At 67.0% G+C, this 25,843-nt stretch carries 25 protein-coding genes; 12 read left to right on the top strand and 13 right to left on the bottom strand.

Going from position 1 to position 25,843, the window contains the following annotated elements:
* Positions 1–5: 5 nt before the first annotated feature.
* Together AC3A3X_RS08625 and AC3A3X_RS08620 are read right to left on the bottom strand one after the other, a co-directional pair.
* Positions 6–536, bottom strand: coding sequence for a phage tail protein (locus AC3A3X_RS08625; protein WP_487582615.1), 531 nt, complete (start codon positions 534–536; stop codon positions 6–8).
* A 49-nt stretch (positions 537–585) separates the two neighbouring features.
* Complete coding sequence (locus AC3A3X_RS08620; protein ID WP_487582614.1) at positions 586–1,116, bottom strand: phage tail protein; 531 nt, start codon at positions 1,114–1,116, stop codon at positions 586–588.
* Positions 1,117–1,403: 287 nt separating this feature from the next.
* Between AC3A3X_RS08620 and AC3A3X_RS08615 the strand changes: the two genes are divergently transcribed.
* Positions 1,404–7,229: a putative Ig domain-containing protein gene (locus AC3A3X_RS08615; protein WP_487582613.1), complete on the top strand. Its 5,826-nt coding sequence runs from the start codon at positions 1,404–1,406 to the stop codon at positions 7,227–7,229.
* 145 nt (positions 7,230–7,374) lie between these two features.
* Here AC3A3X_RS08615 and AC3A3X_RS08610 read toward each other — a convergent pair whose 3' ends face one another.
* Positions 7,375–8,472 carry an oxidoreductase gene (locus tag AC3A3X_RS08610; protein ID WP_487582612.1) on the bottom strand — a complete coding sequence of 366 codons (1,098 nt, stop codon included), beginning with the start codon at positions 8,470–8,472 and terminating at the stop codon, positions 7,375–7,377.
* 306 nt (positions 8,473–8,778) lie between these two features.
* Between AC3A3X_RS08610 and AC3A3X_RS08605 the strand changes: the two genes are divergently transcribed.
* From AC3A3X_RS08605 to AC3A3X_RS08585, 5 genes are all read left to right on the top strand, one after another.
* Positions 8,779–9,384 carry a hypothetical protein gene (locus AC3A3X_RS08605; protein WP_487582611.1) on the top strand — a complete coding sequence of 202 codons (606 nt, stop codon included), beginning with the start codon at positions 8,779–8,781 and terminating at the stop codon, positions 9,382–9,384.
* A gap of 216 nt (positions 9,385–9,600) precedes the next feature.
* Positions 9,601–10,065 (top strand): hypothetical protein, encoded by a 465-nt coding sequence (locus tag AC3A3X_RS08600; RefSeq protein WP_487582610.1) that lies wholly within the window; start codon positions 9,601–9,603, stop codon positions 10,063–10,065.
* 653 nt (positions 10,066–10,718) lie between these two features.
* Positions 10,719–11,501: an SPFH domain-containing protein gene (locus AC3A3X_RS08595; RefSeq protein WP_487582714.1), complete on the top strand. Its 783-nt coding sequence runs from the start codon at positions 10,719–10,721 to the stop codon at positions 11,499–11,501.
* A 26-nt stretch (positions 11,502–11,527) separates the two neighbouring features.
* The gene (locus tag AC3A3X_RS08590; RefSeq protein ID WP_487582609.1) at positions 11,528–11,998 is read left to right on the top strand and encodes a hypothetical protein; all 471 of its coding nucleotides are present in this window, start codon (positions 11,528–11,530) and stop codon (positions 11,996–11,998) included.
* 121 nt (positions 11,999–12,119) lie between these two features.
* Positions 12,120–13,385 (top strand): M24 family metallopeptidase, encoded by a 1,266-nt coding sequence (locus AC3A3X_RS08585; RefSeq protein ID WP_487582608.1) that lies wholly within the window; start codon positions 12,120–12,122, stop codon positions 13,383–13,385.
* A gap of 27 nt (positions 13,386–13,412) precedes the next feature.
* Here AC3A3X_RS08585 and AC3A3X_RS08580 read toward each other — a convergent pair whose 3' ends face one another.
* Positions 13,413–13,592: a hypothetical protein gene (locus tag AC3A3X_RS08580; RefSeq protein ID WP_487582607.1), complete on the bottom strand. Its 180-nt coding sequence runs from the start codon at positions 13,590–13,592 to the stop codon at positions 13,413–13,415.
* A 111-nt stretch (positions 13,593–13,703) separates the two neighbouring features.
* Here AC3A3X_RS08580 and AC3A3X_RS08575 point away from each other — a divergent pair, with 111 nt between their 5' ends.
* Positions 13,704–14,015: a hypothetical protein gene (locus AC3A3X_RS08575; protein ID WP_487582606.1), complete on the top strand. Its 312-nt coding sequence runs from the start codon at positions 13,704–13,706 to the stop codon at positions 14,013–14,015.
* Positions 14,016–14,121: 106 nt separating this feature from the next.
* Here AC3A3X_RS08575 and AC3A3X_RS08570 read toward each other — a convergent pair whose 3' ends face one another.
* The 5 genes from AC3A3X_RS08570 to AC3A3X_RS08550 all read right to left on the bottom strand — a co-directional run bounded on the left by AC3A3X_RS08570 (position 14,122) and on the right by AC3A3X_RS08550 (position 17,911).
* A complete protein-coding gene (locus AC3A3X_RS08570) occupies positions 14,122–14,553 on the bottom strand; it encodes a hypothetical protein (protein WP_487582605.1) in 432 nt (143 codons plus the stop codon).
* Positions 14,554–14,693: 140 nt separating this feature from the next.
* Positions 14,694–15,770, bottom strand: coding sequence for a uroporphyrinogen decarboxylase (hemE, locus tag AC3A3X_RS08565; protein ID WP_487582604.1), 1,077 nt, complete (start codon positions 15,768–15,770; stop codon positions 14,694–14,696).
* A 147-nt stretch (positions 15,771–15,917) separates the two neighbouring features.
* The gene (locus AC3A3X_RS08560; RefSeq protein ID WP_200604265.1) at positions 15,918–16,172 is read right to left on the bottom strand and encodes a WGR domain-containing protein; all 255 of its coding nucleotides are present in this window, start codon (positions 16,170–16,172) and stop codon (positions 15,918–15,920) included.
* Between the two features lie 51 nt (positions 16,173–16,223).
* Positions 16,224–17,330 carry a 3-dehydroquinate synthase gene (gene aroB / locus AC3A3X_RS08555; RefSeq protein WP_487582603.1) on the bottom strand — a complete coding sequence of 369 codons (1,107 nt, stop codon included), beginning with the start codon at positions 17,328–17,330 and terminating at the stop codon, positions 16,224–16,226.
* Entirely contained in the window at positions 17,327–17,911 is a 585-nt protein-coding gene (locus AC3A3X_RS08550) for a shikimate kinase (protein WP_487582602.1), read from the bottom strand. The genes aroB and AC3A3X_RS08550 overlap by 4 nt, the downstream gene beginning before the upstream one ends.
* A 105-nt stretch (positions 17,912–18,016) precedes the next feature.
* Between AC3A3X_RS08550 and AC3A3X_RS08545 the strand changes: the two genes are divergently transcribed.
* Positions 18,017–18,220 carry a dodecin family protein gene (locus AC3A3X_RS08545; protein WP_487582601.1) on the top strand — a complete coding sequence of 68 codons (204 nt, stop codon included), beginning with the start codon at positions 18,017–18,019 and terminating at the stop codon, positions 18,218–18,220.
* 14 nt (positions 18,221–18,234) lie between these two features.
* On the opposite strand, the gene AC3A3X_RS08540 is transcribed toward AC3A3X_RS08545, so the two are convergent.
* Positions 18,235–19,056, bottom strand: a complete 822-nt coding sequence (locus AC3A3X_RS08540) for a kinase (protein ID WP_487582600.1) — start codon at positions 19,054–19,056, stop codon at positions 18,235–18,237.
* 62 nt (positions 19,057–19,118) lie between these two features.
* Between AC3A3X_RS08540 and pdxH the strand changes: the two genes are divergently transcribed.
* Both pdxH and AC3A3X_RS08530 read left to right on the top strand, forming a co-directional pair.
* A complete protein-coding gene (gene pdxH / locus AC3A3X_RS08535) occupies positions 19,119–19,721 on the top strand; it encodes a pyridoxamine 5'-phosphate oxidase (RefSeq protein ID WP_487582599.1) in 603 nt (200 codons plus the stop codon).
* The gene (locus AC3A3X_RS08530) at positions 19,718–20,536 is read left to right on the top strand and encodes a cobalamin-binding protein (protein ID WP_487582598.1); all 819 of its coding nucleotides are present in this window, start codon (positions 19,718–19,720) and stop codon (positions 20,534–20,536) included. The genes pdxH and AC3A3X_RS08530 overlap by 4 nt, the downstream gene beginning before the upstream one ends.
* Before the next feature lie 582 nt (positions 20,537–21,118).
* Here AC3A3X_RS08530 and AC3A3X_RS08525 read toward each other — a convergent pair.
* The 3 genes from AC3A3X_RS08525 to AC3A3X_RS08515 are packed head-to-tail and all read right to left on the bottom strand — an operon-like array spanning position 21,119 to position 23,169.
* Positions 21,119–21,592, bottom strand: a complete 474-nt coding sequence (locus AC3A3X_RS08525) for a DUF4426 domain-containing protein (RefSeq protein ID WP_487582597.1) — start codon at positions 21,590–21,592, stop codon at positions 21,119–21,121.
* Between the two features lie 19 nt (positions 21,593–21,611).
* Positions 21,612–22,457 carry a pyrroline-5-carboxylate reductase gene (gene proC, locus AC3A3X_RS08520; RefSeq protein ID WP_487582596.1) on the bottom strand — a complete coding sequence of 282 codons (846 nt, stop codon included), beginning with the start codon at positions 22,455–22,457 and terminating at the stop codon, positions 21,612–21,614.
* A 55-nt stretch (positions 22,458–22,512) separates the two neighbouring features.
* Positions 22,513–23,169, bottom strand: a complete 657-nt coding sequence (locus tag AC3A3X_RS08515; protein WP_487582713.1) for a YggS family pyridoxal phosphate-dependent enzyme — start codon at positions 23,167–23,169, stop codon at positions 22,513–22,515.
* A gap of 182 nt (positions 23,170–23,351) precedes the next feature.
* On the opposite strand from AC3A3X_RS08515, the gene AC3A3X_RS08510 reads away from it, so the two are divergent.
* Positions 23,352–24,389, top strand: coding sequence for a type IV pilus twitching motility protein PilT (locus AC3A3X_RS08510; RefSeq protein WP_386705023.1), 1,038 nt, complete (start codon positions 23,352–23,354; stop codon positions 24,387–24,389).
* 120 nt (positions 24,390–24,509) lie between these two features.
* Entirely contained in the window at positions 24,510–25,655 is a 1,146-nt protein-coding gene (locus AC3A3X_RS08505) for a PilT/PilU family type 4a pilus ATPase (RefSeq protein WP_487582595.1), read from the top strand.
* The last annotated feature ends 188 nt before the right edge of the window (positions 25,656–25,843 follow it).

Below are 25,843 nucleotides of genomic sequence, written 5' to 3'. Positions count from 1 at the left end.
CTCGCTCAACCCGGGGTCGGGTAGATGCCGGCCCAGGCGATGCAGAACTGCACCGTCAGCGTCGGCATGATGTTGTCGTGGGGCTGGTTTCCGCCCGATGCGTAGGTCGCGTTGATCGAACTCAACGCCGAGTTGGCGCCGGTGGTGTCGGTGATGTACATGGTGTCGGCGCTGACGCGACCCAGTTCGCCGTTCGCGGGGATGCTGGTCGAGGTAGCGGCGGCGGTGGTCGCGACGAGGGCATGGCCGTGCTGGGGGATCTGTTGCGCCGTCAGCGTGACGGATTCGGCGCCGCCGCTCTGACCGATGACGCGCGGGGACAGGCCCTGGCCGTTGCCCTGGTGTACGGGCACTTGGCCACGAAGATCGGGCATCGCGAACGTGGTGTTGCCGTCGCCACCGTAGGTGGTGCCCAGCAGGACGAACAACGTGTCGTATTCGGCAATGGGTTGCAGCGAACCGTCGCAGGCCAGCCAACCCTGGGGAAGGCGGCTGAAGCCGAACATGCGGATTTCGCCGATATAAGGCGTGCTCATGGAGTGACTCCGAAAAGTGCGTGCTGGCGCGTGGGCGCCGGGCACGGGATCAACTGCGCGACGGGAAGATGCCGCTCAGCGCGATGTTGAAGTTGATGGTCCGGTACGGCTGCATGTTCTCGTGCGGCTGATTGCCACCGACAGGTGCGACGGAGGTCGGACTCAGCGCCACCTGCGGGCCGCCCGTCTGCGCGTAGATGTTGGCGCCCGCGACGCCGTACAGGGCGTTGGTGGGGTTGCGCAGGTTGCCCGTGGCCGTGGTACCGGTGGACAGGTGGTTGTGGGAAGGCAACTGCGCGGTGGTGAGCGTGACGTTCTCGCTGCCGCCGATCTCGCCCTGGGCATAGGGGCTGGGCTGCCAGCCACCGTCGGCGGAACTGCCGTACCCCACTGGCGTGCGACCCATCAGGTTGGGCAGCGCGAAGTTGGTGGTGCCGTTGCCGCCATACATGGTGCCCAGCAGCGAAAAGAGTGCCTGGTTCTGGCTGATCGGCAGCAGTTGGCCGTTGCACGCCGCGAATCCGCGCGGCGCGAAGCCAAACCCGGTGAGCATGATCTGCCCCAGGAATACCTCGGTCATCGATTGTTCCCCCTGTGATGCGCGGCGCCTCATGCGCCGGCGGAGGCTACTCTCGCCGAGCCCCGGCGACAAACACAAGTCCCTGGTCATGACAATGGGCGCCGTCGGGCGAACCGCCAATCTGTGTCAGGGTAAGCACTTTCGCGTCCCGGTATTTCCTGATTCAATCGCCCGGTAGCGAAGACGGCGGCCTTGGAAGGCTCGGCGCCGGGAACATTGGATCGTTGGACGGACTTGGCGGCGGGGGAACACGAGCCGCGGGTCCGCAGACTAAATCAGGGGAAAACATGCAGCAGCCATTCGCGCAGCGTGCGCGCACGTTGTCCGTGCGCGCGCGCACGACGTCCTGGGCCTTGTTGTTCCTGGCCTCCTGCCTGTCGCTGGCATTGCCCGGCGTCGCCGCCGCGGCGCCGTCGACGCATTGCCCGGCACCGATCGCCATGACGGTGCCGCACTCGGGTTCCGCATCGGTCCCGGGCATCGGGACCTGCGATGGTCCATTCGACAGCGGCTTGGGTTTCGTCGCCACGGCGCCGCAGCACGGTTCCGCCACCATGGTTCCGGGCAACCAGGACGTCATCTACTCGCACGGCGGCGACAGCGCGACCAGCGACACGTTCGTCGTCAACGACGGCGACGGCGGCGAGGTCACGGTCAACGTCACCATCCAGGCGCCGACGTCGGCCATCGTGATTGCGCCGTCTGCCGGACTGAGCATGCGCGTGGCCCAGAGTTTCAGCCAGCAGTTCGTCGCCTCCGGCGGCAGTGGCGGCTACACGTGGGCCGGGACGAACCTGCCCGCAGGCCTCGGCATCAGCGCCAGTGGCCTGCTGAGCGGCGTACCGCAGCAGCGTGGTCCGGTGACCTTCTCGCTCACCGTCACCGACAGCACGCTGGCCACGAAGACGCAGTCCTACACGCTGACCATCGCCGACCCGATCATCATGTTGACGCCGGCGTCGGCGCAACGCGTGGTGACCAGGGCGGCCAGCATCACCTTCGTGCCGTCGGGCGGTATCGGGCCGTACTCGTATCCCACGCCCAACGGGCCGGTCACCGGCACGTTGCCGCCGGGCATGACGCTGGCAAACAACGTGCTGTCGGGCACGCCGACCACCGTCGGCGTCTACAACTTCGCCATCGAGGTACGTGACAGCAGCGCGGGCCTGGGCAACTTCTCTGCGCATGTGCCGGTGCAGGTGGAGATCACCGCCGCGCCGGTCATCCTCGTCGGTCCCGTCGGGCTGGCCAACGGCACGGCCGGCGCGGCGTACAGCCAGACCTTGACCGCCACGGGCGGCGCCAATCCGCATTCCCTTTCCTGGACCGGTGCGCCACCACCCGGCCTCGCGCTCAACGCGGGCACGGGCAACGTGACCGGTACGCCGACGCAGACGGGCACCTTCAACTTCACTGTCGTCGGCACCGACAACGACGGGTTCACCGGCAGCCGCGCGTACACCGTGACCATCGCGGCACCGACGATCACGCTCGCATCCGCATCCCTGGCGAACGCCCAGCGCGGGGTGGCCTATTCGGTTGCGTTGCCGACCGCCACCGGTGGCAATGCGCCCTACACCTATTCGATCATCGCCGGCGCATTGCCGCCGGGCATGTCGTTGAACGCCAGCACGGCGCAGTTGAACGGCACGCCCACCGCGTCGGGCACGTTCGCCTTCACCGTGTCCGCGCGCGACAGCACCACGGGCGGGACCTACACCGGCACCCAGGCCTACGCGCTCCAGGTGGTCGACGCGCCGCCGGTCGCGAACGCGGTGGCGGCAACCGTGGGGTACAACAGCACCGGCAATCCGATCCCGCTGAACATCACCGGCGGCGTGCCGACCTCGATCGCCGTGGGTTCGCTCCCCCTCCATGGCATCGCGGTGGTGTCGGGGTTGGGCCTTACCTACACGCCGACATCGGGCTACGGCGGAGCGGACACGTTCACTTACACGGCCACCAATTCCGCGGGTACTTCGGCACCGGCGACGGTCACCGTCACGGTGTCGGCACCGACCTTCAGCATCACGCCGGCCGGCCCCATCACCGCGCAGGTGGGCCAGGCCTACAGCCAGGTCTTCACGATCTTCGGTGGCAAGACGCCCTACACGGGCATGAGCGCCACGGGCTTGCCGCCCGGCCTGAGCGTCACCGGGATCACTGCCACCACCGTGACCGTGTCGGGCACGCCGACGCAGGCCGGAACCGCGACCCTGGGTTTCAGCGGCACGGACAGCAGCACAGGAACCGGTCCCTACCCGATCGACAAGCTGGTCACGCTCAACGTCAGCGCGCCCACGCTTTCGCTCGCACCGGCTGCGGGCACGTTGACGGCTGCCTACGCGGCACCGTACAGCCAGACCCTCACCGCGAGCGGCGGCACCGGGCCCTATGCCTACGCCCTTGTCGGCGGCGCGCTGCCTCCCGGCGTGAGTCTTGCCTCCACCGGCACCCTGAGCGGCACGCCGACGCAGGCCGGCAGTTACCCGATCGGCATTCGCGCCGTCGACCAGAGCACCGGGCCGGGAGCGCCGTTCGCCGTCACGCAGAACTACACGCTCCAGGTTGCCGCGCCCACGATGGTGATTTCGCCGGCGACGTTGCCGTCGCCGGCGGTCGGCGTGCCGTACTCGCAGATGGTCAGCGCATCGCGCGGCATTGCTCCTTACACCTTCTCGTTGAGCGCCGGTGCGCTACCGCCCGGTATCTCGCTGAGCAGCGCGGGTGTGCTGTCCGGCACGGCCATCGCCGCCGGCAACTACAGCATGACGATCACGGCGACCGACTCGAACGCCATGACGTCCTCCCAGGCGTACACGTTCAACATCGCCGTTCCGACGTTGTCGATGACGCCTGCCCAGGGTGTACTGGCGCCGGCCACGGGCGGCCAGCCGTACTCGCAGACCTTCATCGCAAGCGGCGGCCTCGGCCCTTACAGCTATTCGCTGGTGACAGGCGCGCTGCCGCCCGGCGTGGCGTTCAGCAGTGCCGGTGTGTTGAGCGGCACGCCGATTGCGGCCGGCAATTACAGCTTTACCGTGCGGACCACTGACAGCACGAGCGGCACGCCGGCGACCCTCGACCAGGCCTACGACCTGACTGTCGTGGCGCCGGCGATCACGTTCACGCCGGGCACCGTCAACGCCGTGCGGGGCACGTCGTTCAACGCGACGCTGACTCCCAGCGGAGGGCAGGGGCCGTACACGTTCTCGGTGGTGTCGGGGATCATCCCGATCGGCGTCTCGGTGTCGTCGGCCGGCACTCTGGCCGGCACGCCGCAGGTTGCCGGCAGCTATCCACTGACGCTGCGCGTGTCCGATGCCAACGGTTTCAGTTCCGACCGCACGGTGACCATCGAGGTGGCCGACGCGGTACCGGTGGCGGTGAACGACAGCGCGAGCACGCTGGTGAATCAGTCGGTTTCCATCGATCTCGCCGGCAACGACACCGGCACCATCACCAGCGTCTCGGTGCAGTCGGCGGCCTCGCACGGCTCCGTCTCGATCAGCGGGTTGGCGGCCACCTACATGCCCACCGCGAACTACTTCGGCACCGACAACTTCACCTACACCGCAACCGGTCCGGGCGGCACGTCGGCGCCGGCGACGGTCACCGTCACCGTCATCCCCGTGCTCTCGATGATGCCGACGGCGGGTGCGTTGCCGCAGGCCACGGGCGGCATGCCGTACACGCAGACCTTCACCGCAAGCGGCGGCCTCGGCCCTTACAGCTATTCGCTGGTGGCCGGCGCGCTGCCGCCGGGCGCTGCGTTCAGCAGTGCCGGTGTGCTGAGCGGCACGCCGACGACGGCCGGCACGTTCAACTTCACCTTGCGCGCCACCCACAACGCAGGAGGCACGCCGGCCGTCATCGACCAGGCCTATTCGCTGACCGTCGTGGCGCCGGCCATCACGTTCACGCCGGGTACCGTCAACGCAGTGCAGGGCACGCCGTTCACCACGGCGCTGTCTGCCAGCGGAGGGCAGGGGCCGTACACGTTCTCGGTGGTGTCGGGAGTCATCCCGTTGGGCGTCTCGGTTTCGTTGGCCGGCACCCTGGCCGGCACGCCGCAGGTCGCCGGCAGCTATCCGCTGACGCTGCGCGCGTCCGATGCCAACGGCTTCCACGCCGACGGCACGGTGACCATCGTGGTGACCAATGCGGTGCCGGTGGCGGCGAACGACAGCGCCTCCACGCCCGCGCGGCAGGCGGTCACCGTCGACGTCGCCGACAACGACACCGGCGTCATCGGCGGCATCGCCGTGCAGGCGGCGCCTTCGCACGGCACCGTGTCGATCAGCGGGTTGGCGGTTACCTACACGCCCACCGCGGACTTCTTCGGCACTGACCGCTTCACCTACGTCGCCAGCGGTCCGGGTGGCACTTCGACACCGGCAACGGTCACCGTCACGGTGCTCGCGCTGCCAGTGCCGGCTGTGCAGGACCTGACCGCCACCGTCCTGGCCGGCCAGACCGTGACCATCGACGCCACCGCAGGCGCCACCGGTGGGCCATACAACGCGCTCGCCGTGGCGACGGCGCCCAGCGTCGGCACCGTGGTCGTGACGGGCACGAACCTGGCGTTCACGCCGCCCACGGATGCGCATGGCGACATCACGTTCACGTACACACTGGCGAATGCGTTCGGCATGTCGGCACCGGCGACGGTCACCATCACCGTGAATCCGATGCCGATGGCACCTGAGCACCACGTGGATGCCATCGCTGCGACGGCGGTGCAGGTGGAACTGACCGACGATGCGACCGGCGGCCCGTTCACCGCCGCCACGTTGCTGGCGGTGACGCCGGTCGCGGCGGGCACGGCCCGCATCGACGCCAGCGGCAGCGGCGCCAGCGCCCGCTATCGCCTGACGTTCACGCCCGCGGCGGACTTCGCCGGCGTGGCGCGGATCGGCTACACCCTGGCCAATGCCTTCGCCACCTCGGCGCCGGGTACGGTGGAAGTGCAGGTGCAGTCGCGCCCCGATCCGTCGCGCGATCCTGAAGTCAGCGGCCTGCTGGCCGCACAGGCCGCGGCCGCACGCCGCTTCGCCACCGCGCAGATCGGCAACTTCCAGCAGCGCCTGGAGAACCTGCATCGCGGCGAAGGCAGCGGCGGTTTCCGCAACGGCCTGAGTTTCTCCGCGGACCGTCGTTGCCAGGACCAGTCGCGCCGCCTGCCGGGCAGCGACTGCGCACAGCAGGCATTGAACGACGAAGCCGCAGCGCAGGAGGCCTCTTCGGCCACCGACGGCGAAGGCCGCAGCGGCGATGCCGGCCAGATCGGCATCTGGACCGGCGGTGCGATCAACCGCGGCGACCGCGACGCCACCAGCGCAAGCAGTGGATTCGACTTCGAGACCAGCGGTGTCAGCGCCGGTGCCGACTACCGCGTGAACCGCACCTTCGCCATCGGCGGCGGCGTCGGTTACGGCCGCGACGACAGCGACGTCGGTCACGACGGTACCCGCAGCGAGTCCGACAGCTACAGCCTGGCGCTGTATGCCAGCTACCACCCGGGCGAGGTGTTCTTCCTCGACGGACTGTTCGGCTACCAGTGGCTGTCCTACGACCTGCGCCGCCATGTCACGGCCAACGATGGGCAGGTGCTTGGCGAGCGCGACGGCACGCAGTGGTTCGGTTCGCTGTCGCTCGGCGCGGAACTGCGTCGCGACCGTCTGCAGGTTGCGCCGTACGCCCGCTGGGACGTGGCCCGCGGCACGCTGGACGGTTACACCGAGACCGGCGACGACATCCATGCGCTGCGCTATGCCGACCAGGACGTGAATACCAGCACCGGCAGCCTGGGCCTGCGCGTCGACTACCGCTTCCCGACGACGTTCGGTTCCATCGCGCCGCAATTCCGCATCGAGTACCAGCACGACTTCCAGGATGACGGCAGCGCGACGATCAGCTACGCCGACATGCTGTCCGGTCCGTTCTACCGGGCCAACGTGGTGGGACTGGAGCAGAACCGCCTCGTGTTCGGCATCGGCGCGGTGCTGCAGACCGAGCGTGCCTTCAGCCTGCGACTGGAATACAGGGGGCTGTTCCAGAGCAACAACGACAGCGACCACGGTGTGTTGCTGAACCTGGAGAAGAAGTACTGACCGGGCCCTCGTTGTAGCGTCGGCCGTCGAAGGACGGCACCATCACGCGCGCGGTGATGGTTGCAAAGGGTGCGCCTGCCTGGCAGGCAGGTGCACCCGGCCGGTGATCGCGCCCCAATCGGTGCCGCTTCACACCCGGATAGATTCACGCGTGGGGAATTGGCGAAACCGCACGCCCCTCCAATGCCGAGCGCATCGCCGCTTCCATGACGGCCATTACCCGGATGGCCTCTTCCGGCGGAACCGGATTTGGCCCCTCGCCCGCGATGGCCTCCGCGAGTTCCACATAAAACCGGGACTGGTCACCCGGGACCGCGGCCCGCGTCTGGATCGGACCGTCATCGCGTCGCCATTGCAAGGGGTCCGGATCGATACCCCATTCCGGGTCACCCGGTCGCAGTCCCGCAACCAGTTGCTGCTCCTGGCGATCGGGTTGCGCCTTGACCAGGGATCCTCGTGTTCCATGCACGACCAGGCGCGGTCCGGGGATCGCAGCGAGCATCCCGGCATGCAGGACGGCTCTGGTCGCACCGAAACCAAGCACGACGTGGGCCCAGTCGTCCGTCGTGGCACCACTGCGCTGTTGCGCGAGATTCGCCTGCACGCTGTCGGGCCATCCGAACAGGGTCAGCGCCTGATCCACCAGGTGAGGTCCAAGATCCCACCACAGGCCTGTCGCCGGCCCAGCTCGCTCGCGCCAACGATCACGCACTTGCGGACGGAACCGTTCGATGCGCGATTCGAAATGACGGGCCTCGCCGATGAGGCCTTCGCGCATGACCTGCCGCACCGAAAGGAAATCGCTGTCCCAGCGGCGGTTGTGAAACACCGAAAGGAGTCGGCCGTGCGCCTGCGCAGTCGCTCGCAGTTCGCATGCTTCCGACAAGCTGGGTGTCATCGGCTTGTCGACGACGACGTGCTTGCCCGCGCGCAGCGCAGCCTGAGCCAGCGGGAAGTGCGTGTCGTTGGGTGTGGCGATCACCACCAGATCAATGCCGGGGGCGACGACCGCCCGCATGGGATCTCCTTCGACCTCCACGCCTGGAAGGTCGGCCCGCACATGCTCGGGCCTGCTTGAGGCGACCAGCTCCACCGACAGCCGCGCGACCGCCTGAATCAGCGGCACATGGAATGTGCGCGCAGCAAAGCCGTAGCCGATCAACGCGATGCGGATTGGACTGGGAGGCGTGTTCATACCGGATAGCATCGTGGCCGCTTCATCCTGTCTGTCAGTTTCAACCATCGGTTCACCCTTTCGAGAGTGGGATGAGAGCATCAATACACGCCTTTCACTCACGGCGCGACTGGATGAACTCTCACATGGTGTTCACCTTTTGAAGGCCGAAGATGCGTGACCGTGAACCGTAGGTGCTGCCGGTCCCGGCGACCGTTACGCAGCTCGCGCCGAGTTCCTCGACGAAAGCCGGCAGAATGCGCAAAGTCGAATGTCGTAGGCTGCCCGGAACCGGCCGCACGGAGAGATTCGCGCGATGCACCTGGGTCGGAAGCGCATGTGTGATGGGCGGACCGCATCAACAGGAGACGCGCCATGGAACTGCTGACTCCGCTCCTCTTCGCAACTGCAGGCGCCGCCGGACCAACGCAGATGCCGCCGGAGGCGGTAGTGGCTTCCACCGATCGCACGAGTGTCACCGATCTGGATCAGGCCACCCGATTGTCGTCCAACTTCCCAAACGAACGGTATCGTCTGTACGGCGCCGAAAGCGCCGCCGATGGCCATTGGAGTGATGCGCTGCGGCACTTCACCCAGGCCGCGCGCTATGCCGACAAGTACTCGCAGCACCGCATCAGCCTGATGTACTGGCACGGCGTGGCGGTGGCGCGCGACCCCGCACTGGCTTACGCCTGGGCCGATCTCGCCGCCGAACGCATGTACCCGGGCTTCGTCGTGTTGCGCGAAAAGATGTGGCTGGCATTGAACGCGGCAGAGCGCGAACGCGCGCTGCGCGAGGGCGAGGCGCTATATGCGCAGTACGGCGACAAGGTGGCCAAGCCTCGGCTGGCCGCGGCGATCCTTCGGCAGAACACACCCAGGTCACAGGCAGCCGCACCGGTCACATCAACGGCCAGTTGCACGTGCATGCGCCGGGGTCCGCCAATGTCAATCCGATGGACGGCACCAGCTACAAACTGACCTCGATGTACGCCGAATGGCGACTCGATCCGGAGCGCTATTGGGCGGTCGAGGATGCAATCTGGAAGGATGGTGCAGTCGATGTTGGTCCTGCCCGCAAGGCGGAGCAGGACGAGTCGGCCAATGCGACCGGGACGACTGAACCCGGTCAACAGTTGACGCCGGAGCCATCGCCGCGGAATCTGGATGCACTGTCCAGCACGCCTTCGAAGGCCCATGACTGTGGATACGGCAACCCTCTCCGCCCTGGCAGCGCTGGCGGGTTCGGCAATAGGTGGCCTGACGACGTTGGCGGCGTCATGGCTGTCGCAGCGGGTGCAGTTTCGCGCGCAGCAGCAGGCAGCCAACTTGAACAGGCTGGAAGATCTGTACAAATGCTTCATCGAAGAGGCATCGAAGTGGTACGCAGATGCCTATGAGCACGATGCCCCGGAGGTCGCCAACCTCATCAGCCTCTATGCCCTGGTCAGCCGGATGCGCGTGCTGTCGTCGCCGCGCATCGTCGAGCACGCCGATCAGGTCGTGCGCGTGATCATCGAAACGTACATGGCGCCCAACAAGGGGTTCTCCGACGTCAAGGAGATCATCGACCAGGAAGCAATGAATCCCCTGCGCGAGTTCAGCATTGCCTGCCGTGATGAACTTCGCGTGCACGGCCTCGATGGCCGAGGCTGGTATTGAACGGCCGTCGAGCGGAAGACAGGATGCGGCACGAACCTTGCCACGACGACGGAACGAACGGACGAGCGATCGTCGCGCGCGCCGGCTCCGGACTGCGCCGCAGGCTTCCAAAGCAGGATCCGGATAGTGAGTCGACAGGAAAGTTGCGAGGCTCAGGCGCTCCAGCCGGAATCGATCCAGATGAAAGCCCTCGTTGTCCTTGGCGCGCTCGCCATGTTGCTGCAATGTCAGCCCGCCAGTGCGGACTGCACACTGGCCTTCGCACCGCCAGCGGTCCGGCATGCCGCCAGCGAGCACTACTACCGATCGTCCAAGCGCGATTCGATACCGCCAGGGCACCTTCCATCCGCTGATCGGAAGAAGGAGGTTCGGGAGATTCCGACCGGATCTTCGCCATCCGGCGAGGCCAGGAGCCGTGACGATCGCGACAGCGAGCGGAAAGTGCCAGTGCAGGGGCGAGGGATCCAACGGCCATAGCGGCGACAGCGGCCAGACGAGAAGCTGTAATTGGCTGGGAAGGCGCCTCAACGGCATACTGGGCGCGCACCCGCGGGGAGCGGGGCTGGGGATGTCCATGGCTATCGAGGTTTTCGCCTGGACCAACCAACAACCTCCAGGGGAACCAAGTGAAGCCTTCTGCTCGTCGCCTGATGATGCTCGCCACCGCGCTGTGCATGACCGTCCACACTGTTGGTTGCACAGTGGCCCAGCCAGACCCCGGTGACGTGGCCGTCTACCAGGACCGTCCCTACCTCTTCGGTCATGAGGGCATCCGGCCAGAGGTGCTGACGGAAGGTCGTGACGTCACGTGGCTGACCACCAAGGTCATCTACGTCACCACCGCACCGCAGACCCTGCACGTACCGTTCCAGGACCTGTCGTCGATGGACAACATCCTGCTCGACTTTGACACCAGCGTGCAGCTGCGCGTCATCGATGCAGCCGACACGCTCAAGCGCTTCGGTCCGCAGTGGTGGGCGAACAACGTGCTGTCACCCTACAACTCGATCGTCCGCAGGGCGGTCAAGTCGGAGAAGATGGCGCAGATGATGTCCGACCCCGTGGCGGCCGAGAAGGTCGACCAGGAGGTGACCGACCAACTGCGTGCGCTGGTCAAGGCATCCGGCATTCGCGTGGAAGTGATGGCGGTCAACCTCGGCAAGGCCAAGCCGAATGACAACGTGCTGGCGCAGATGAACAACACGGCAGCCGAACAGCAGCGCAACCTGACGCTGGTGGCCGCCACGATCGCCGAACAGCAGCGCAAGCTGGAGCAGGAGGCCAAGGCGGACGCCGACAACGCCTATCGCAACAAGATGGGCCTGTCGCCCGAGCTGTACCTTGCCCGCCAGTTGGCCGAGATCCAGGCCGAAGCGTGCAAGGCGGCAGCCGCGTGCTACCTGGTGCCCCAGGGCACTAACGTCGTCGTCAAGTGAACTGCAGGAAGGGCAGCGGTCAAAGTATGAAGGCGAAAGCTCCCTCGACATCAATCTTTGCGCTGTCCGTCCTGCTGGCGACAGGCTGCGAACATCGCAAGGAAACCCCGGTATTCAGCGCTGCTGACCAGATCACATTCGCCATTGAAAAGAAGGGCGGTGGCCATACGGCCAATTTCATCTCCAGGCTTCGGTTTGATGGTGGCAGGTGGCTTGTCGAGCACAAGAACGGCGATGGGGACTGGCAGGATGTGACCTGCCATAAGAACTGCGAACTTGCGGTGAGTAGCGACCCGCAAATTGAAGAGTTGCGCAGTCGTGCCCGGATTGGCGTCAGGTCATTCAAATGCCTGCAGGATGTTGCCTTTGCATTGTGCAAGACTGAAACGAGGGGTGGGACCGAGTACTTCATGGTAGGTGGGCTGGGGGGAAACGCTCCGTGGCCCGTACGACTTGTACGGCTTGATCCGGCGACCTTTTCGCCTATCCTGCGGTGACCTTCGAAATGCGAACGTCCGCTCCTGACAGTGGTTTCAACCGTTAGCAGTCGTAAGACCGGATGGGGCGACCAGACTGATGGTAACGTCCGCCTCCGATCCTCATCGGTCCGGAGCCTCCATGCGTCGTCGCGATTTCCTCAATGCGGCTTTAGCTGCCACCGGTGCAGCGTCTACTGCCTTCGTTCTGATCGGCCGGTCGGCTCAGGCTGCGACCACCGGGCGGGGCGGGTTGACCTCCTTGACCACCGGCGCCAAGCCGATTTCCGTTGAGGAGCGCCTGGCGCGGATCGCCAAGCTGCAACGGCTGATGGTCGACCAGAAGATCGGCGCCTTGATCCTGGAGTCGGGTTCGAGCCTGGATTACTTCACCGGGGTCCAGTGGCATCGCTCGGAGCGTACGACGGCGGCCGTGATTCCGGCACGGGGCGACATCGTCGTCGTGACCCCGGCCTTCGAAGTACCCTCGGTCCGCGAGACCTTGGCGGTGCGCGGCGAAGTGCGGCCCTGGAATGAGCATGAGAGCCCGTTCGCTCTCCTGGTTGGCGCCCTTCGCGACCGCGGTGTCAGCTCCGGTCCGATCGCGTTCGAATCCACTACGCGTCTGTTCATCGTCGATGGCGTGCGCGAGGCAAGCGCCGGGGCTTACCGTGTGGTGTCGGGCGACGCCCTGGTGAAAGCCGTCCGGCTGATCAAGTCCGCGGCCGAACTCGCGCTGATGCAAGCCGCCAGCAACGTCACTCTGGCGGCGCTGCGCCACGTCCATGGCAACGTACGCCCCGGCATGCGCCCCGACGAGATCGCCGCCATGACGGATGCCGCCACGGTGGCCCTGGGCGGCGTGCCGGGGTTCGCCCTCGTGTTGCTGAACGAGGCCAGCGCCTATCCGCACGGCTCCAACCAACCGCAGACCCTACGCGAAGGCTCGGTCATCCTGATGGACGTGGGCTGCACCGTGCATGGCTATCAATCGGATATCTCGCGCACCTGGGTCATGGGCCAGCCGACCGCGAAGCAGCGAAAGGTCTGGGATACGGTCAAGCGCGGCCAGGAGCTTGCGTTGGCGACCGCCAAGCTGGGTACGCCAGTGGGTGCCATCGACGATGCCGTGCGCGCCTACTACGAAAAGGAGGGCTGGGGCCCCGGCTACCGCGTACCCGGTCTACCCCATCGTACCGGCCACGGCATCGGCCTGGACGGCCACGAGCCGCCTTATCTCGTGCATGGCGACACCACTCCGCTGGCACCGGGCATGTGCTTTTCTGACGAGCCGGGAATCTACATCCCCGGCGAGTTCGGCATCCGACTGGAAGACTGCTGGCACATGACCGAGACCGGCCCGAAACTCTTCACCGAGTTGGCCAGGTCGATAGACGATCCGATTTGATCGGCACGGGCGTGAGATGGCGCACCGTCAGCGCGTCGACCCAGCCGCAACCGGGGTACTGGCCGCTCCTGCGGCATCCGCCGTCGCGACATCCGGAACCCGGGCCGTCATCAGGCGATTGAGATCGGCGGCGATATCCTCCAGGTCCTCTTCGGAGTAGCCCCGGTGAACGCTGTCGACGCGCCCGTCCTTGCCGATCATGAGCATGTGCGGGATCGTCTCGACGCCGTAGGCCTCGCCAATCCGGCCGGAGGTGTCGCTGGTTCAGGCATGCGGGCCCGGTCGGCGTCGATCCGGGATTGTCCCTACAATCGCGCAATGGATTACCAGTTGGTCATCAAGTTCTGGCGCAGGTCACTCGAGGACGAAACCTTCCTCGAGACCATCGAGAGCGAGTTGAAGCAGGCATTGGGCGACACAGTCGAGCTCGATGGCTATGACGTCAGCAAGAACGAGATCAATCTCTTCATGGTGACCGCCGACCCGCGACAGTCGTTTCGGCGCGCCAGAGAGGTTCTGGAGCGCCTGGGTGTCGTGAAGGGTGTTTCAAGCGCGTACCGTCTCGTGGGTGGCGCGCGCTTCACCTCGGTCTGGCCGTTGCGCGCCACTCGCAAGTTCACGTTGCCCTAGTGCGGATGGCTGGCGGGTCCGCTGCCGACTGCGGTTTCAGCCGGTCGATGCAACACACTGAGGGCAGCCTTGGCCACCAATCGGACTGCAGGCCGGACCGACGCGGTCAGTAGCGATGGATGCGGATCAACAGGTCGGTGCCCTGGAGCATCGAGATGGCGCGAGTGGGTTTATCAGTGCTGCGTACGCACGCCGGTGCCATCGCCGATACATGGCGTTCAAGTTCCGGGAACTTCGCCAGCACCTCGTCGCGAGCCAGCACTTGGCCGCCTCGCTGCTCACAGGTCCGCATCAGGTCCTGTGCCAGTGCTTCGGGGAGCCGATATTCCTCCAACCGAACCGCCTCACTCGCTATCGGCTGTCTCTCGCGGCTCCGCCACGTGTAGTGCATGTCGTCGGGCATGTCGAAGCCGGCGATGCTCTCCGCGCGTGCCCTGAACTCCTTCGATGCGTCAAAGCCGCGGACGAGCATCGCGACGACAATGAGTGCAAGGGACGAGTAAACGATCAGACGCGCCTGCGGAGTCTTCGGGCTCACCCGAAACCCGAAGAAATAGATTCCCCCCCGTTCTCCACCCACTCTTGCATCCCTTCGTGTCCGCGACTGTGCCCATGATGGGTCAGCTCCCTTCGGCATGCCAGCCCCTCCTGGGGGCAAGATCGGCCCCGTCGAGATTCTCAGCGCGCGCTCAGCTCGTGCACCGCCGCCACCAGCGCGGCGACGTGGTCCGGGCTCATGTCCGGCGACATGCCATGGCCCAGGTTGAAGACGTGGCCTTCGCGCGAACCGCCGTTGCCGGCGGCGTAGTCGTCGAGGGCGCGGCCGACTTCGCGGCGGATCGCATCGGGCTGCGCGTACAGCGTCACCGGGTCGAGGTTGCCCTGCAGCGCGACCTTGCCACCGGTGCGGCGTGCGGCGTCGCCCAGTTCCACCGTCCAGTCGACGCCCACCGCTTCGGTGCCGCTGGCGGCAAGCTCTTCGAGGTAGGCGCCATTGCCCTTGCCGAACAGGATCAGCGGCGTCTTCTCGTCGCCACGCGGCAGCTCCTGCGCGATGCGCTTGAGGTAGCGCAGCGAGAACTCGCGGTACATCGACGGCGACAGCACGCCGCCCCAGGTGTCGAACACCTGCAGTGCCTGCGCGCCGGCCAGGCGCTGCGCGTCGAGGTAGGCGATCACCGAGTCGGTGACCACGTCGAGCAGCTTGTGCATCGCCGCCGGGTCGTTGAGCGCGAGCGACTTCACCTTGGAGTAGTTGTCGCTGCCGCCGCCTTCGACCATGTAGCAGGCCAGTGTCCAGGGGCTGCCGGAGAAGCCGATCAGCGGGACCGAATTGTCCAGTTCGCGACGGATCGTGCGCACCGCGTCGGTGACGTAGCGCAGCTCGCGGTCCATGTCGGGCACGGCGAGGCGGGCGATGTCGTCGTGGCTGCGGACCGGACGCTCGAACTTCGGGCCCTCGCCGTCGACGAAGTACAGGCCCAGGCCCATCGCGTCGGGCACGGTCAGGATGTCGGAGAACAGGATCGCCGCGTCCAGCGGGAAGCGACGCAGCGGTTGCAGGGTGACCTCGCAGGCCAGCTCGGGGTTCTTGGCCATCGCCAGGAAGCTGCCGGCGGCGGCGCGGGTGGCGCGGTACTCCGGCAGGTAGCGGCCGGCCTGGCGCATCAGCCACACCGGGGTCGCGTCGACTGGCTCGCGGCGCAGGGCGCGCAGGAAGCGGTCGTTCTTGGGGGGCGTGGCGGCTGCGGTCATTGCGGGTCCTTGGTAACGCTGGGCGCGGGGGCGCATGGTTCTGGAGGCGCGTGATCGCGTCACGCGGGGCGGCATTATCGCCGCTGGAGGCACCTGGCTGGCGACCCCGTCGCGGGCGCCCGTGCACCGGACTGTTGCGGCAAAGGGTTACTTCGGGGCGTCGGCGCCCTGTACGAACATCAGCTGGAAGCCGCGCTTGAGCTGCTGGTCGCGCGCCTGCTCCAGCGCTTCCAGCGCGCTGGCCTGGTCGAGGAACTGCTCGCGCCGCAGCGTGCTGCGGCCGCCGATCTGGCCGGTCTCGCGCACCAAAGTCCAGCCGCCGAGCAGGTCGGGCTGCAGCATCAGTTGTACGAAGCGTGGCGCTTCGCGGCCGTCCGGCCGTTGTTGCAGTAGCAGGCGCATGGCCGGATTGTACGGGAGCGGCAGCAGGGCAGACGTGCCCGGCGTCGCCGCTCAGGCGGCGCGCAGTACCTCGAGCACGAGATCGTCCGGCACGCCCCGGACCACGCTGGCCAGGCCGGCGTGGTCCCACAGGATGAAGCGCAGTCCGCCGGCTTCGGCCTTCTTGTCCAGGCGCATGCGCGCCAGCAGGGCCTGCGGATCGAGCCCGGCCGGGATCGTGGTCGGCAGCCCGAGGCGTTGCAGCAACGCCTGCAGGCGCTGTGCGTCAGCCGCCGATGCACGCCCCAGCGCGGTCGACAGCCGCGCCGCCAGGACCATGCCGACGGCGACCGCTTCGCCGTGGTTCAGCGCCTGGCTGCCGGCGCCGGCGTAGCCCTGCTCGGCCTCGATGGCGTGGCCGAAGGTGTGGCCGAAGTTGAGCAGTGCGCGTTCGCCATGTTCGTAGGGATCGCGCGAGACCACTTCGGCCTTGTACAGGCACGAGCGGGCGATCGCCTCGGTCAGCGCGACGTCGTCGCCGGCCGCCAGCGCCGATGCGTGCGATTCCAGCCAGCCGAGGAAATCGGCGCCGAACACCGCGCCGTACTTCACCACCTCGGCCAGGCCGGCGCACAACTCGCGCGGCGGCAGCGTGCGCAACACGGTGGTGTCGGCGATCACCGCACGCGGGGCGTGGAAGGCGCCGACGAGGTTCTTGCCTGCCGCCAGATCGACGCCGGTCTTGCCGCCCACCGAGGAGTCGACCATGGCCAGCAACGTCGTCGGCAACTGGATCACGTCGATGCCGCGCATCCAGCAGGCGGCAGCGAAGCCGGCGAGGTCGCCGATCACGCCGCCACCCAGCGCGATCACGGTCGCATCGCGGGTGGCGCCGAGCGCGGCCAGCGCATCCAGGCACTGGCAGAAGCGCGACAGCGTCTTCTCCTGCTCGCCGGCCGGCATCACAAAGCGCGCCACCTGCAAGCCCGCGCGCGCTGCGTGAAGGGTCTGCTCGACACGGTCGGCGTAGAGCGGGGCGACATTGCTGTCGCTGACGATGAGGGCGTGGCGACCGCGCAGCACATGGCTGATCCGTACCGGGTCGGCGAGCAGGCCCGGCCCGATGCTGATGTCGTACAGCGATTCGCCTTCGACCCTGACGGTGCGCATGGTGCTCATGTCGGTTCCTTGCTGTGCGCGCGCTGCAAGCCGGAGTCGACCGGGGCAGGGACGCCGCGATGCCAATGCGACTGCAGCTCCTGCACCAGTCGCGAGGCGACTTCGGTGGCGGTGTGGTGGTTGGTGTCCAGGCGCAGGTCGGCGACCTGCGCGTACAGCGGTTCGCGCTCGGCGGCAAGGGCGTGCAGCACCTGCTCGCGGTCGCCGCGTGCGAGCAGCGGGCGACTGCGGTCGCGGGCCAGGCGTTCGATCTGGCACTCGACGCTGACGTGCAGGTGGACGACGAAACCGCGCTCGCGCAATTGCCGGCGGTTGTCGGGATCGAGCACCGCACCGCCGCCGGTCGAAAGCACCACGCCGTCCTCGGCTAGCAGTTCGGCCAGCACGCTGCGCTCGCGCGCACGGAAGCCGGCCTCGCCCTCGCATTCGAAGATCATGTTGATGCTGGTGCCGGCGCGTTGCTCGATCTCGCGGTCGACGTCGACCAGGCGCAGGCCGAAGCGATCGGCGAGGATGCGGCCGATGCACGACTTGCCGGCGCCCATCGGGCCGACCAGGACGAGGTTGCTGGCGGGGTTCATGCGGCGATTGTAGCCAGCCATGACGGCCCTGGTGCTCGCGTGATCTTGACGGGGTGCGGCGTACGGTCGGTTGCTCCCCTCACCGTCGAACCCGGGAGAACCGCCATGTCGGTCGTCAAGGTCATCGAGCTCAACGCCGCGTCCACCACCAGCATGGAGGATGCGGTCAAGGTCGGGCTCAAGAAGTGCGCCGAGTCGGTGAAGAACATCAAGGGCGCCTGGGTCAACGAGATCAAGGTGGTCACCGACGATGCCGGCAACATCAGCGAATGGCGGGTCAACCTGAGGGTCAGCTTCGTCGTGCAGTGACCGGTCCGGGGCCGTCAGGCAGGGCCAGGCCCGATGACTGGCCGCCGCTGTGCGTCCAGCGTCAGCGTCCATTGCGCGATGCCAGGAAGCCGCAGCAATGCCTGGCGGCTGACCCGTTCGAACAACTGCACGAATCGCTGCACGTCGGCCGCGCCCATCGTCCGCAGCGCGGGCGCTTTCGCTCGCGCCTGCAGCGACTGCTCCTGCTGCCAGCGCCATTGCGGCACAGGTTCGAAGCCGGGTGGCTGCAGGAACAACAGGCGGTCCAGTCGCGACCACAACGGCGGATAGTCGCGTGCCAGCGCCTCGTTGCAGTACCGGCGCCAGCTGCCGTCTGGATCCTCGTCGCGTTCGACCGCGTTGATCGGCTCGCGCAGTTCCTCCGCGGTTTGAGCCGGCGTCCTCAGGAACCAGCCTTCGAACAGGGTCAGGTCGACTGCGCGCGCGGACGGCCAACGCGACGGTGGCAGCCGGGTGTCTGCAAGCTTGTCGAAGCGGGGCAACCGCACCGGTCGGCGTTCGCGCAACGCATCTAGCGTCGCGCAGGCCAGGTCCAGGTCGTGCGTCCCGGGTGGTCCGCGCGTGGCCAGCAAGGGGTGGACCTGGCGTCCAAGCTTTTGTCGCTCGCGCCGGCCGAGGTAGAAATCATCGATCGACAGTACCGCCACGCGCAGGCCGCGAGCGCGTGCAAGCGTTGCGACCTGTGCGGCCAGCGTCGATTTGCCCGAGCCCTGCAGACCGGCGAGCGCGTGGATGCGACTGCCGTGGGCCAGGGCATCCTGGAGCACCTTTTCGACCAGGTCTGCGTCGAAGCCGGGGGACGTTTTTGCGGGCATGCTTGCGGAGGAAAATGCAGCGGAAGGATGCAGCCGTGGCGACATCGGCCCACAATAGCGCAATGGATACCCCCGCCCTGCTCAACGACGCCCTCGCAACCTTCGCGCAACTGTTCGCCGAGGCCGGCCACGCCGGCGAACCCGACCCGACCGCGATGTACCTGGCCACCGCCGGCATTGACGCGCGACCATCGGTCCGCACCGTGTTGCTCAAGGCGCACGACGCGCGCGGATTCGTCTTCTACACCCATCTGGACGGACGCAAGGGCCGCGAGTTGCAGGCCAACCCGCACGCCGCCCTGCTGTTCCACTGGCCGCGCGTCCGCGAGGGCGTGCAGGTGCGCATCGAAGGCGCTGTCGAGATAGTCAACGACGACGAGGCCGATGCCTACTTCGCGCTGCGCCCGCGCGGCAGCCAGCTTGGTGCCTGGGCATCGAAGCAGTCGGAGACACTGGATTCGCGCGAGACCTTCGAGGCCCGGCTGGCCGAGGTGGAGAAGCGCTTCGAAGGCCGCGACGTGCCACGGCCGCCGCGCTGGACCGGCCTGCGCGTGCGTCCGTCGCTGATCGAGTTCTGGTACGGCGCAAACTTCCGCCTGCACGAGCGGCAGTGCTATGAGCTCGATCGCGCCGGCGAGTGGCACCAGCGGATGCTGTATCCGTGAGTTCCGCGTCTCTAAGGGCTGCAGGACCGCAGCGCATCGTCTGCCTCACCGAGGAGCCGACCGAGGTCCTGTACGCCCTCGGCGAGCAGGACCGCATCGTCGGCATCAGCGGTTTCACCGTGCGCCCGTCGATTGCGCGCAGGGAGAAGCCCAAGGTCAGTGCGTTCACCAGCGCGAAGATCGGCGAGATACTCAAGCTGGAGCCGGATTTCGTCATCGGCTTTTCCGACATCCAGGCCGAGATCGCCGGTGAGCTGATCCGCCGTGGTGTCGAGGTGTGGATCAGCAACCATCGCAGCGTCGAGGGCATCGTCGACTACGTCCGCAGGCTGGGCGCGCTGGTCGGCGTGGCCGATCGCGCCAATGTTTATGCCGACGAGTTGCAGCGCGGGCTGGAGGCGATCGCGGCGGAGGCGGCGACGTTGCCGCGGCGGCCGAAAGTGTACTTCGAGGAATGGGACGAGCCGCCGATCACGGGCATCCGCTGGGTTGCCGAGCTGGTACGCATCGCCGGCGGCGATGACATCTTTCCCGAGCGTGCGGCCGAGTCGTTGGCGAAGCAGCGGATCCTGGAGGATGCGGGCGAGGTGGTGCGCCGTGCGCCGGACATCATCCTCGGGTCGTGGTGCGGCAAGAAGTTCCGTCCGGAGAAAGTGGCGTCGCGGCCGGGGTGGGATGCGATTCCGGCGGTGCGTGATGGTGAGCTGCACGAGATCAAGTCGCCGATCATCCTGCAGCCGGGGCCGGCGGCGTTGACGGATGGGGTGCGGGAGATCGCGGCGATCATCAGGGATTGGTCGTTGCGAGCGGCGTGATCGTCGTCCCGGCGAACGCCGCGCTCCAAGCCAGTAGCCCTTCCGCCCCCTCACCGTCGTCCCGGCGAACGCCGGGACCCAGGCCGGCAGTCCATCAGCAATGTCACGTCATCCCGGCGAACGCCGGGACCCAGGCCGGCAGTCCATCAGCAATGTCACGTCATCCCGGCGAACGCCGGGACCCAGGCCGGTAGCCCATCAGCAATGTCACGTCGTCCCGGCCAACGCCGGGATCCATCTTGACGTTGCCTTTGCTCCGGAGCGGCGTTGTCCGCAGGGGCGGGGAGTGCTCCGCCCCTTCGTCGGACATCCTGTCCGAAGGCGGGGCGCGGGACATCCATGTCCCGCTGCTCCGCACTCCCCGCCCCTGCGGACAACGCTCTGGTGATTCGTTGCACGCTCTTCGGCAAGCGAAAAGCAACGACGCTGGGTTCCCGCCTGCGCGGGAATGACGGGCCGCCAACCGTCATCCCCGCGCAGGCGGGGATGCAAGGATCTTGGCTTTGGCTTTGGCTTTGGCTTTGGCTTCGGGCTGGAGGCGTGACGGCCTGGGTCCCGGCGTCCGCCGGGATGACAAAGGCCTCAGCGCGGATAGAAATCGCGCGTGAACTGCATCGTCGACGTCGCCCCGTTTTCGCGTACGACCGTCATATCGAAGCGCAGCGTGTCCGGCGGCGTCGCCTCGACCGTGCCGATGTAGTCGAGTAGTTCCCCGCTGCGCAGTTCGCGCATCTCGATCGTCTGGCGGCGGCCGCGCAGGTCGGTGGCGGTGGCAGTGATACGCGCCGGCAATGCGACTTCCTGCGCCTCCGGCCCCTGGCGCACCGCGACCAGCAGCATCACCGTGTTGTCGGCGCGGCTGATGCCGTACTGGCTGGCCACGGCCGGCAACAGCGCCGAGGTCTGCATGGCGTTGGCGCGGATGCTCACATCGCCGACCCGGCTGACCGCTTCACCTTGGCTGGCGGGAGCGGCAGACGTGGCCGCCGGTGGTGTGCTGCCGCCGCAACCGGTCAGGCCTGCCGCCAGCAGCACGAAGAGGGGAGCGATGCGCATGCGGGATCTCCTCAGGCAATCAGTGGTTGGCTTCCGACAGCTGCCGGCCGCGTTCGGTGGCAGCGGCAATCGCGCGTGCGACCAGCTCGCGGAAGCCGCCGGCTTCGAAGGTTTCGATCGCAGCCTGGGTCGTGCCACCGGGCGAAGTCACCCGGGCGCGCAACACGTCGGCCGGTTCGTCGAGCCGCGTCAGCATCGTGGCTGCGCCCAACAGCGTCTGCTGGACCAGGGCCCGCGCCGCCTCCGGCGCCAGCCCTTGGGCGATGCCGGCCGCCTGCATCGCTTCGGCGAGCAGGAATACATAGGCCGGACCGCTGCCGGACACGGCGGTGACCGCATCCATCCGGGTTTCCTCGTCGATCCAGACCGTCGGCCCGACCGCGTCGAGCAGGCCGGCGGCGTGGTCGCGCTGGTGGCCATCGGTGTTGCCGTTGGCGAACAGGCCGGTGATGCCGACGCCAAGCAGGGCGGGCGTGTTGGGCATGGCCCGGACCACCGGCAGGCCGCCGCCGAGCCAGCCGTCGAGCTGGTCGGCGGTGATGCCGGCGGCGATCGAGATCACCAGCGGCCGCTGCGCCTGTGCGATTCCGGCAAGTTCGGTGCAGACGCTGGCCATCACCTGCGGCTTGACCGCCAGCACCCATACGTCCGCTCCCGCTGCGGCTGCAGTCGCGTTGTCGAAACCGTGGATGTGGAAGTCGCGCTCCAAAGCCTCGCGCAAGGACTGGGCAGGCTCGGCCACGTGCACGCCATCGGCCGCCTGTCCGCGTGCGATCAGGCCGCCGATCAGGCTGCGCGCCATGTTGCCGCCCCCGATGAAGGCGATGGTGCCGGTGGAGGACGAGGGGGACTGGGTCTGGGACATGTAAGGGGAAGAGGTCTACTGACGGGCAGGGCCGGTCGTCGAGGATAGCAAGGCCTCAGGCCGGCCTCGGCCGCGCGCCGAACAGCGAGGTGCCGATGCGCACCATCGTCGCCCCTTCGGCGATGGCGATGGCATGGTCGTCGCTCATGCCCATCGACAGCGTGTCGACCTGCGGGTGGGACGCGCGCAACGCTTCGAACAACTCGCGGGTGCGCCGGAACGCGCCGCGCCGCTGCTCGGGGTCGGGGTGCGGCGTGGGAATGACCATCAGCCCGCGCAGGCGCAGGCGCGGCTGGGCGGCGATGGCGTCGGCCAGGGCGGGCACGTCGCCGGGCTGGCAGCCGTGCTTGCTGGCCTCGTCGTCGATGTTGACCTGGATCAGCACGTTCAACGCCGGCCGGTCGGCCGTCCGATGCTGGGCCAGGGCGGTCACCAGCTTGATCCGGTCGACGGTCTGGACCCAGTCGAACAGGGTGGCTGCCTCCCTGGCCTTGTTGGACTGCAGATGGCCGATCAGGTGCCACTCCAGCCCCAGGCCGGCCAATGCCGGCTGTTTGCCGGCGGTCTCCTGGACGTAGTTCTCGCCGAAGGCCCGTTGCCCGGCGGCCGCCAGTTCCGCGACGGCCGTCGCATCCTGGGTCTTGCTGACGGCAAGCAGCCGCGGCACTGGCCGTCCGGCCGCCGCCGCCGCGTTCTCAAGCTTGAGTTGCATGTCCTGCAGGGCGCTGGCGCGCACGTCTCAATTCCTGTCTAAAGTGCTGGAAAGATGGCGAGGTTAGGGGGCTATACTGCGGCGCAGGGGTAGTTTGGATCCACTACGGGGCGCTGAAGGCCCTGTGTTCAAGGTACTGATCTTCAAGTCTGTTTTTCCAGTGGCAGTGCAGGGGAGCACGCATGGATATCGCCGAACTTCTGGCGTTTTCGGTAAAGAACAAAGCATCCGACCTGCACCTGTCCGCGGGCTTGCCTCCGATGATCCGGGTCGACGGCGACGTCCGCCGCATCAACATCCCGGCCCTGGACCACAAGCAAGTCCACGCGCTGGTCTACGACATCATGTCGGACAAGCAGCGTCGCGACTTCGAAGAGTTCCTCGAGGTCGACTTCTCCTTCGAGATTCCCGGCCTGGCGCGTTTCCGCGTCAACGCCTTCAACCAGAACCGCGGCGCCGGTGCGGTGTTCCGTACCATTCCCTCGGAAGTGCTGACCCTGGACGACCTGGGTTGCCCGCCGATCTTCCGCGAACTGATCGACCAGCCGCAGGGCCTGATCCTGGTGACCGGCCCGACCGGCTCGGGCAAGTCGACCACGCTGGCGGCGATGATCGACCACATCAACAAGAACGAATACGGCCACATCCTCTCGGTCGAGGACCCGATCGAATTCGTCCACACCTCGCAGAAGTGCCTGATCAACCAGCGCGAGGTGCACCGCGACACGCACGGCTTCAACGAGGCACTGCGCTCGGCCCTGCGTGAAGACCCCGACTACATTCTGGTCGGTGAGTTGCGCGACCTGGAAACCATCCGCCTGGCGTTGACCGCCGCGGAAACCGGCCACCTGGTGTTCGGCACCCTGCACACCTCCTCGGCGGCCAAGACGGTCGACCGAATCATCGACGTGTTCCCCGCCGGCGAAAAGCCGATGGTGCGCTCGATGCTGTCGGAGTCGCTGCGCGCGGTGATCTCGCAGGCGCTGCTGAAGAAGGTCGGCGGCGGGCGTACCGCGGCCTGGGAAATCATGGTCGGCATCCCGGCGATCCGAAACCTGATCCGCGAGGACAAGGTCGCGCAGATGTACTCGTCGATCCAGACCGGCCAGCAATACGGAATGATGACGCTCGACCAGCACCTGCAAGACCTGGTCAAGCGCGGCCTGATCCTGCGTCCGCAGGCGCGCGAGTACGCCAAGGACAAGCGTCTTTTCGAATGATTTGACACCCCCTCTCCCGCTTGCGGGAGGGGGACGGCCGCCGCAGGCGGCCAGGGTGAGGGCAGTCTAGTCAGTCACACGCCGCGCGAGCCGGGCAGGCCGCCGGCACTGGAGTAACGCATGAGCAGCAGCACCGGCGGCAGCATCGATTTCACCTCGTTCCTCAAGCTGATGGCGCACCAGAAGGCGTCGGACCTGTTCATCACCGCCGGCATGCCGCCGTCGATGAAGGTCCACGGCAAGATCTCGCCGATCACCCAGAACCCGCTGACGCCCCAGCAGAGCCGCGACCTCGTCCTCAACGTGATGACGCCGCAGCAGCGCGAGGAGTTCGAAAAGACCCACGAGTGCAACTTCGCCATCGGCGTGGCCGGCGTCGGCCGCTTCCGCGTCAGCTGCTTCTACCAGCGCAACCAGGTCGGCATGGTGCTGCGCCGGATCGAGACCAAGATCCCGACGGTCGAGGAGCTCAACCTGCCGCCGGTGATCAAGACGCTGGCGATGACCAAGCGCGGCATCATCATCTTCGTCGGTGCGACCGGTACGGGCAAGTCGACCTCGCTGGCGGCCATGATCGGCTACCGCAACCTCAACTCGACCGGCCACATCATCACCATCGAGGACCCGATCGAGTTCGTGCACAAGCACGAGGGCTGCATCATCACCCAGCGCGAAGTCGGCATCGACACCGACAGCTGGGACGCGGCGCTGAAGAACACCCTGCGCCAGGCACCTGACGTGATCATGATCGGCGAGGTGCGTACCCGCGAGGGCATGGACCACGCGATCGCCTTCGCCGAAACCGGCCACCTGGTGCTGTGCACGCTGCACGCCAACAACGCCAACCAGGCGATGGACCGCATCATCAACTTCTTCCCGGAAGACCGTCGCCAGCAGTTGCTGATGGACCTGTCGCTGAACCTCAAGGGCGTGGTTGCGCAGCAGCTGATCCCGACGCCGGACGGCAAGGGCCGGCGCGTGGCGATGGAAATCCTGCTCGGCACGCCGCTGGTGCAGGACTACATCCGCGACGGCGAGATCCACAAGATCAAGGAAGTGATGAAGGAGTCCGTGCAGCTGGGCATGAAGACCTTCGACCAGAGCCTGTTCGAGCTGTACCAGGCCGGCGAGATCAGCTACGAGGACGCGCTGCGTTACGCCGACTCGCAGAACGAGGTGCGCCTGCGCATCAAGCTGGCCCAGGGCGGCGACGCCAAGACGCTGGCGGCGGGCATGGACGGCATCGAGGTCGCGGAAATCCGCTGACGGCTGCGCCTGGTTGCTGCAAGAAAAAGCCGGGCATTGCCCGGCTTTTTTGCTTTGCATGTCGTCCCGAACGCAGTGAGCAACTGTGTTTCTCGTCAAGCGGTTTGTTCGCGATGGGCGTTCCAGCGGACACCGTCGCGCACCATCGCGTTGAGGATGGTCAGCAGCTTGCGCATGCAGGCTACCAA

The organism is Lysobacter sp. Soil_N_23 (assembly GCF_057656135.1).
The sequence above is the reverse complement of the archived record's forward strand: the minus strand, read 5'-3'. Positions and strand labels throughout refer to the sequence as shown.